This window comes from Micromonospora sp. 4G55 (assembly GCF_016803375.1).
On the sequence record NZ_JAEVHN010000300.1, the window covers coordinates 1 to 7,274 of the forward strand.

Below are 7,274 nucleotides of genomic sequence, written 5' to 3' on the forward strand. Positions count from 1 at the left end.
TCGTCGCCGGCCACTCCGGCCCCTCGTAGTCGCCGAGCGCGGCCCGGTCGGCCTCCACCTCGGTCGGGTCGATCCGGTCGCCGGGGCGGGCGATCGTCAGGTGCGGACGGAACGGCTTCTCGTCGTGCGGGAGACGGTTGCGGCGCAGCCCCATCCGGATCAACCGGCCCAGCACGTGCAGCGCCTCGACGTCGCCAAGCAGGTCCACCCAGAGCACGGTGAAGCGGCCCCGGCCGAACCGGCCGCCCCCGCCGAGCCGGAGCCGGGGTGCGCCGACCCGCCCCGCGCGGGACGTCTCGGCGGCGAGCCCGAGGGTGCTCTCCACGTCGACCAGGCGGTCCGCCTCGACATCGCCGAGGAAGGCGAGCGTGACGTGCAGGTTCGCCGGGTCGGCGAGGCGTACGTTGATGCCGGCGGCGGAGGCGGCGCCGATCCGCAGCCCGGCCAGCCGGTCGGTCAGGTGAGCGACCGCGGCGGGCGGCGGGTAGACCGCGACGAAGAGTCTCACGCCCGCCGGTGACGGGGTCGTCGGCCGGCGACGGCGGCCGGCAGCGCCAGCCCCGCCTGGGCGAGCAGTCCCTCGACCCGGACCCGCTCGATCTCCCGGTCCACGCCCTCCAGCTCGGTGAGGTGCTCGGTGATCGCCAGCGCCCGGCAGGCGGCCCGAAGCCGGTCGTCGTACGCGTCGATGACCGAGGTGTGCCAGACCACCGAGCGGCCGCGGGCGGCGAGCCGGTGCCCGCCGAGGCGGCGCAGGTCGGCGGCGATGCGTTCCAGGGGTTGTCGGTCGACCCGGTCGAGCTGGGTCAGGTCGATGTCGCGGGTGAGGGCGTCCGCCTCGATCGCCCGGTCCAGCCGGGCGATGGTGCGGCGCTCGCGTCGCCCGTCGCGCCACTCGGCCCAGCCGCAGGCCACCCGGTCGAAGATCTCGTCGAGGCAGAAGAGCAGGGCGAACGCCGCCGGCAGGCATGCCACGGCGAGGATCGCCAGTACCAGCGTCAGTGCGCTACCGCCTGCCACATATCGACGCTAAGGCCCACGCCCGGCTCCCGCCACCGGATTGCCGGTATCCGGACGCGAAACCGGCCCGCTTTCCCGCGTGGCGGGGGCGGGCCGGTGGCGCGTCGGTTCAGCAGTCGGGCGACGAGACCACGTAGAAGCGGGGCATGGGCAGCACCCGGAAGCGCAGTCGGGCACCGGAGCGGCGCAGCTGCCAGGTGAGCGCGAGCAGGGCGGTGGCCAGCGAGATCAGGCCGCCGATCCAGATGCTCGCCCCGGCGCCGTAGGTCTCGGCGACCCAGCCGATCAGCGGGGCGCCGACCGGGTTGGTGCCGAGGAAGACCAGCACCCAGAGCGCCATGACCCGGCCCCGGAAGGCGGCGTCGACGCCGAGCTGGACCCGCTGGTTGGCGGCCTGAGCGAAGAAGACCATGAAGAAGCCGGTGGGCAGCAGCAGCGTCACCACCAGCCAGTACGCCGGCGCCAGCCCGACCAGGGTGCCGAAGACGGCACAGCCGACCGCCGCGCCGAGCACTACCCAGACCGAGGGGCGGCTACGTCGGCCGGTGCCGGCCAGCGCCCCGACCAGGGCCCCGATCGCCAGCGCGGTGCTGAACAGGCCGAACGAGGCGGCACCGGTACGGAACACCGTCTTGGCCAGCGCGGCCAGGGTGAGCTGGAAGTTGAACAGGGTCATCCCGATCACCGACATCACCGCCATCGGCAGCAGCAGGTCGGGGCGGCGGAAGACGTACCGCAGCCCGTCGACGACCTTGGCCGAGTCGCGCTCGCCGACCGGCGGCAGGTCCTTGCGGTGCAGTTCGGCGGGGCGCATCCGTACCACGGTGGCCAGCGGGGCGATCGAGCTGACCGCGGTGAAGAGGAACACCGGGCCGACGTCGAACGCGGCGATGGCCAGGCCGGCCACGGCCGGGCCGACGATCCGCGCGGAGTTGAACACCGCCGCGTTGAGCGAGAGCGCGTTGGGCAGCAGGGACATGCCGACCAGTTCGGAGACGAACGCCTGGCGGACCGGGGTCTCGACGGCGTTGGCGACGCCGAGCAGGGCGGCGAAGGCGAAGACGTGCCAGAGCTGCACCAGGTCGGTGAGGACCAGCACGCTCATCGCGAGCGCGAGCACCGTCCAGAAGGCGTTGGCGACGAAGAGCAGCAGTCGCTTGTCGTACCGGTCGGCGAGCCGGCCGGAGAGCAGGGTGAGCAGCAGCACCGGGGTGAACTGGAGTGCCGTCACCACGCCGAGCGCGGTGGCGGAGTCGTCGGAGAGCTCGAGGACGAGCCAGTCCTGGGCGATGAACATCATCCAGACGCCGATCAGCTTGATCAGCTGCCCGGATGCGAATAGCCGGTAGTTACGGACCTGTAGGGACTGGAACATCGTCGTCAGCTTCGCCTGCACTCTTGGTGCGCCTCCTCGGTGGTACGCCTCATCCACAACGGACGGTGCGGACCCCGAGGTACGGGAGTGTCAGGCTCTGGCCAGCTGCTGGAGGATCTCGGCGGCGCGCCGTAGCGTGTCGCGTTCGTCCTCCGTGAGCGCGGCCAGTCGGCTGGCCAGCCACTCGTTGCGGGCCCGCTCGAACTGTTCGAGCACGGCCAGGCCCCCCTCAGTCGCCGCCAGGATGACCTGACGACCGTCGGTCGGGTGGGGGGTGCGCTGCACGAGGCCGCGCTCCTCCAACTTCGCGACGATCTTGGTCATCGTCGGTGGCTGCACCCGCTCGACATCGGCCAGTTCCCGGGGCGTCAGCGCGCCCGCCAGCTTGAGGCTGGTGAGCGCGGAGAGCTGGGTGACCGTCAGGTCGCCGACCGGGCGGGCCTGTCGGACCCGCCGGTTGAGTCGGGTGATCGCATCACGCAGCTGAGGGGCCAGCTGCGCCGGTGGCACGCGTTTCGCCGTCACCGTCCGCTCCGTCACAGTAGTTAGCATAACTAATGAGCCTGGCTAACGACATGCGATATGACCGGGCTCACGAGGGGTTTGTGCTGCTCCGGGCCGGGTATCCGGTTTGGACCCGGCCCGGAGCGGCGGTCGAGCTACAGCACCGCGGACTCGATCGGCCCGCGCAGGAAGTAGAGCACGAACAGCGCGGCCACCCCGTAGAGCAGCGGGTGGATCTCCCGCGCCTTCCCCTTGGCCAGCTTCAGCACCACGTAGCTGATGATGCCGGCGCCTATGCCGTTGGAGATCGAGTAGGTGAACGGCATGAAGGTGATGGTGAGGAACGCCGGGATGGCGATCTCGTAGTCGGTCCAGTCGATGGTCCGCACCGCGGTCATCATCAGGAAGCCGACCACCACCAGCGCCGTCGAGGCCGCCTCGAAGGGCACCACCACCGACAGCGGCGCCAGGAACATCGCCAGCAGGAACAGGGCGCCGGTGACCAGGTTGGCCACCCCGGTCCGGGCACCCTCCCCCACACCGGCGGCGCTCTCGATGTACGACGTGTTGCTGGAGACGCTCGCCGCGCCACCGGCCGCCGCGGCGATCGAGTCGACCAGCAGGATCTCCTTGGCCCGCGGCGGGGTGCCCCGCTCGTCGAGCATGTCCCCCTCCTGGCCGATCGCCACCATCGTGCCCATGGTGTCGAAGAAGTCGGTGATCAGCAGGGTGAAGACGAACATCAGCGGCACCAGCCAGCCGGCGCGGCTCCACGAGTCCAGCACGTTGAAGTTGCCCAGCAGCGACAGGTCCGGCACGTCCACGATCTGCTTGGGCAGCTCCGGCACGTTCAGCGACCAGCCCTTGGGGTTGGGCTTGCCGTCGACGAAGGACGGCCCGACGTTGGCGACCGCCTCCACGATGATCGCCAGCACGGTCGAGGCCAGGATGCCGATCAGGATCGCGCCGCGCACCCGGCGTACCACCAGCACCAGGGTCAGCAGCAGACCGACCACGAAGACCAGCATCGGCCAGCTGACGATCTTGCCGTTGATGCCCAGGCCCACCGGCACGGTGGTGTTGGCCACGTCCGGAACGCGCCGGACGAAGCCGGCGTCGACCAGGCCGATGATGGTCAGGAAGAGACCGATGCCGACGCCGATGGCCGTCTTCAGCTGGGTGGGGACCGAGCGAAAGACCGCGGTACGCAGGCCGGTGAGGACCAGCACCGAGATGATCACACCCTCGATCACCACCAGGCCCATCGCGTCCGCCCAGGTCATCTCCGGGGCGATCTCGTACGCGACCAGCGCGTTCACGCCCAGACCGGCGGCCAGCGCCATCGGGAATCGTCCGACGACGCCCATCAGCATCGTCATCAGGCCGGCGACCAGGGCGGTCGCGGCGGCCAGCGCGGGGATCGAGAGCTTCTTGCCGTCACCGTCGACGGCGCCGCCCAGGATCAGCGGGTTCAACACCACGATGTACGCCATTGTGAAGAAGGTCGCCAGACCACCCCGTACCTCGCGGCTCATCGTCGAACCACGGGCGGAGATCTCGAAGTACCGGTCGAAACCGGTGCGGGGCTGGGCGGGATCGGGTGGAGTGCCGTTGTCCGGCGGCGCAATGGCCATCAGGTCCCTCGCAGGTGATCTTCCGTTGTCGCGCGCATCGTCCCAGATCACGGCCCGCCAGGAAAAGTTGATCGCGTACGCTTTCCCCCGTGCCACAGGAGCAAGCGCCGCGGCCCGAGCCGCTCGACCCGCCGATGGTCCCGTTCGCGGTCGCCGGGCTGATCGCCTGGGCGGTCGCCGGCCTCGTCCTGCTGGTCTTCTTCCGGGGCTGGCTCACCGAGCACGGGCACCAGAACTGGCTCTGGACCTGCCTGGCCGGTTTCCTGTGGGGCTTTCCCGGTCTGGCCGTGATGATGCGGCACGACGCCAACCGGCGCCGCCGTCGCGAATCGTCCCCGCGGGACTGACCGTCAGGAGTGGCCGTACGGCTCCGCCGGCTCGGCCGACTCCACCGACCCGGGCGCGCGACTGACCGACATGGCCTCCACCGCGCTGTCGTCGTAGATCGTGGGCATCTCGTCGACCGGGGACTCGCCCGCGTCGACCAGCGCCTCGGAGTGCGCGCCACAGCCGTGGTCGGCGCTGACCACCCGGCCGTCGTCCGGGGCGTAGAAGTTGCCGCAGGCGCCGAAGGCCTGCCGCATCGCGCCGGCCAGCGGCAGGTAGAAGCCGCAGGTGCCGCAGCGGGCGGCGGCAGGCGCCGCCACCGAGATCGGCGCGGACGGGCCGTGGTCGCCCTCGTACCAGCGCTCGGCGGTCTCGGAGCGCCCCTCGCGGGACAGCACCCGGGGCCGGCCGAGGCCGAGCTCCCAGGAGACCTCCTCGACCGCCGGGTCGTCGGAGAGCAGGTAGCCCGGGGCCAGCCGCTCGTCGTCCGGCGCGGTGGGCAGCAGGTCGCCCGGGCCGAGGTCGCCCGGCTTGAGCCGCTCCTGCCAGGGCAGCCAGCCCGGGGCGAGCAGGGCGTCGGAGCCCGGCAGCAGCACGGTCTCGCAGACCGTGACGTGCTTGCTGCGCGGCACCCGGGTCACGGTGACCGCCCACCGCCAGCCGCGGTAGCCGGCGAGCCGGCACTCGAAGTAGTGCGTGACGACCCGGTCGCCCTCGGCGACGGCACGCAGGTGATCACCGACGTCGGAGGGCTCCACCTCGGTGATGGCGTCGCGCGCCACGTCGACGGCGGCGGCGCAGACCTGGTCGAGGCGGGCGGCGCGGGTGGAGGCGGGCCTGGTCACCCGTCCATTGTTCCCCATGCGCGTCGCCGCCTGACAGGGACTCCCCGATGACGTCTTCCCCAGGTGGCGCGACGGGCGTGGATCAGATGGGCGAGGATGGTGCACATGCCGCTCTCCTCCCGCTCCGGGCGGTCCGTCCTCGGCCGGACCGTCGGCACGGGCATCCGCTCCGTACGTCTGCTGTTCCGCGGATCACTGCGCGGAGGACGCTGGATGACCCGGCGGGCGGGATCGGCGCGGGCCCGGGGGGCCGGCGGTGAGGTCGGCATGGTCCGCCTCTTCGACCTGCACGCGGTCTCCTGCGCCGGTGACACGCTGATCGCGATCGGCCTGGCCGGGACGATCTTCTTCGACGTCCCGCTCGGCGAGGCGCGCAGCAAGGTCGCGCTCTACCTGCTGGTCACGATGGTGCCGTTCGCCATGCTCGCGCCGGTGGTCGGCCCGTTGCTCGACCACTTCCGGCACGGCCGCCGGTACGCCCTGGCCACCACCATGCTCGGCCGGGCGTTCCTGGCCTGGTTGATCTCGGATTACATCGGCGGCCTCGGGCTCTACCCGGCCGCGTTCGGCGTGCTCGCGCTCTCCCGGGCGTACGGGGTGGCCCGCTCGGCGGCCGTGCCCCGGTTGCTGCCCGAGGGGCTCGGCCTCTCCCAGGTGGGTGCCCGGGCCAGCGTCTACGGCACGGTGGCCGGCGCGTTGGTGGCGCCGATCGGGCTGGCCGCGTTCTGGTTCGGGCCGCAGTGGCCGCTGCGGGTGGCCTCGGTGATCTTCCTGGTCGGCATGGTGATCGCGCTGCGGCTGCCACCGAAGGCGGACTCCGAGCCGCCGGAGCGGGTGCCCCGCCCGTGGCGCGGGCTGAACCCCGACCGGGACCGGCCCCTCGGCCGGGGTCGCCCGGCCGGCCGCCTGGTGATCGCCACCCTGATCGGCGCGGCGGCGCCGCGCGCGCTCTACGGCTTCCTGCTGCTCTTCCTCGCCTTCGCGCTCAAGAAGGGCGACCTGGACACCGACTTCTTCGGTCGGGAGCTCAACGACCAGGCGGCGCTGGGCCTGGTCGGCGGGGCGCTGGCGGTGGGTGGCTTCCTGGCCACCGCGCTCGGCACCCGGCTGCGCATCCACCGGCCCACCGCGATCCAGTCGAGCAGCACGGTCATCGTGGCCGGCGTGGCCGTCCTGGCCACGGTGAAGTTCTCCCTGCCGATGGTGGCGGTGCTCTGCCTGGTCGCGGCGCTGACCAGCGGAATCGCCAAACTGGCCGTGGACGCCTCGATCCAGGAGCGGATCCCGGAGCGGCTGCGGGCCAGCTCCTTCGCCCACTCGGAGACCGCGCTGATGCTGGCCTTCGTGGCCGGTGGCGGTCTCGGCCTGGTCCCCTTCGAGGGGCGGGTCGGCATCGCCGTCGCCGCCGGGGTGGGCGTGCTCGCCGCCGTCCGGGGCATCGTGGTCGCCGGTCGACTGCGCGGCGAACGGCTGATCGGTCGCCCGCTCACCGACGAGGAACTCGCCGACCACGACGCGCCGGCGGACGCGGCCCGCGGCACGCCGGCCCCGGACGGCCCGAACGGCGAC

Annotated in this window: 8 protein-coding genes; 2 read left to right on the plus strand and 6 right to left on the minus strand. The window is 72.1% G+C overall.

The genetic code is table 11. The features are described from left to right. From thpR to JNW89_RS22045, 5 genes are all read right to left on the minus strand, one after another. The coding region (gene thpR, locus JNW89_RS22025; RefSeq protein WP_238450342.1) for an RNA 2',3'-cyclic phosphodiesterase at positions 1-508 on the minus strand (508 nt) is incomplete at its 3' end. Continuing rightward, positions 505-1,020: a hypothetical protein gene (locus JNW89_RS22030; RefSeq protein ID WP_238450343.1), complete on the minus strand. Its 516-nt coding sequence runs from the start codon at positions 1,018-1,020 to the stop codon at positions 505-507. The genes thpR and JNW89_RS22030, both read right to left, overlap by 4 nt. A gap of 109 nt (positions 1,021-1,129) precedes the next feature. After that, on the minus strand, positions 1,130-2,416 hold the full coding sequence (locus tag JNW89_RS22035; RefSeq protein WP_238450344.1) for an MFS transporter: 1,287 nt from the start codon (positions 2,414-2,416) through the stop codon (positions 1,130-1,132). 69 nt (positions 2,417-2,485) lie between these two features. After that, positions 2,486-2,935 carry a MarR family winged helix-turn-helix transcriptional regulator gene (locus JNW89_RS22040; protein ID WP_172894517.1) on the minus strand — a complete coding sequence of 150 codons (450 nt, stop codon included), beginning with the start codon at positions 2,933-2,935 and terminating at the stop codon, positions 2,486-2,488. Positions 2,936-3,054: 119 nt separating this feature from the next. Further along, the gene (locus JNW89_RS22045) at positions 3,055-4,533 is read right to left on the minus strand and encodes an NCS2 family permease (protein ID WP_238450345.1); all 1,479 of its coding nucleotides are present in this window, start codon (positions 4,531-4,533) and stop codon (positions 3,055-3,057) included. 134 nt (positions 4,534-4,667) lie between these two features. On the opposite strand from JNW89_RS22045, the gene JNW89_RS22050 reads away from it, so the two are divergent. After that, positions 4,668-4,880 (plus strand): DUF2530 domain-containing protein, encoded by a 213-nt coding sequence (locus JNW89_RS22050; RefSeq protein ID WP_255541097.1) that lies wholly within the window; start codon positions 4,668-4,670, stop codon positions 4,878-4,880. A gap of 3 nt (positions 4,881-4,883) precedes the next feature. On the opposite strand, the gene JNW89_RS22055 is transcribed toward JNW89_RS22050, so the two are convergent. Beyond that, positions 4,884-5,723, minus strand: coding sequence for a DUF3027 domain-containing protein (locus tag JNW89_RS22055; RefSeq protein WP_238450347.1), 840 nt, complete (start codon positions 5,721-5,723; stop codon positions 4,884-4,886). 87 nt (positions 5,724-5,810) lie between these two features. On the opposite strand from JNW89_RS22055, the gene JNW89_RS22060 reads away from it, so the two are divergent. After that, a partial coding sequence (locus JNW89_RS22060; protein WP_238450348.1) for an MFS transporter occupies positions 5,811-7,274 on the plus strand: 1,464 nt, incomplete at its 3' end.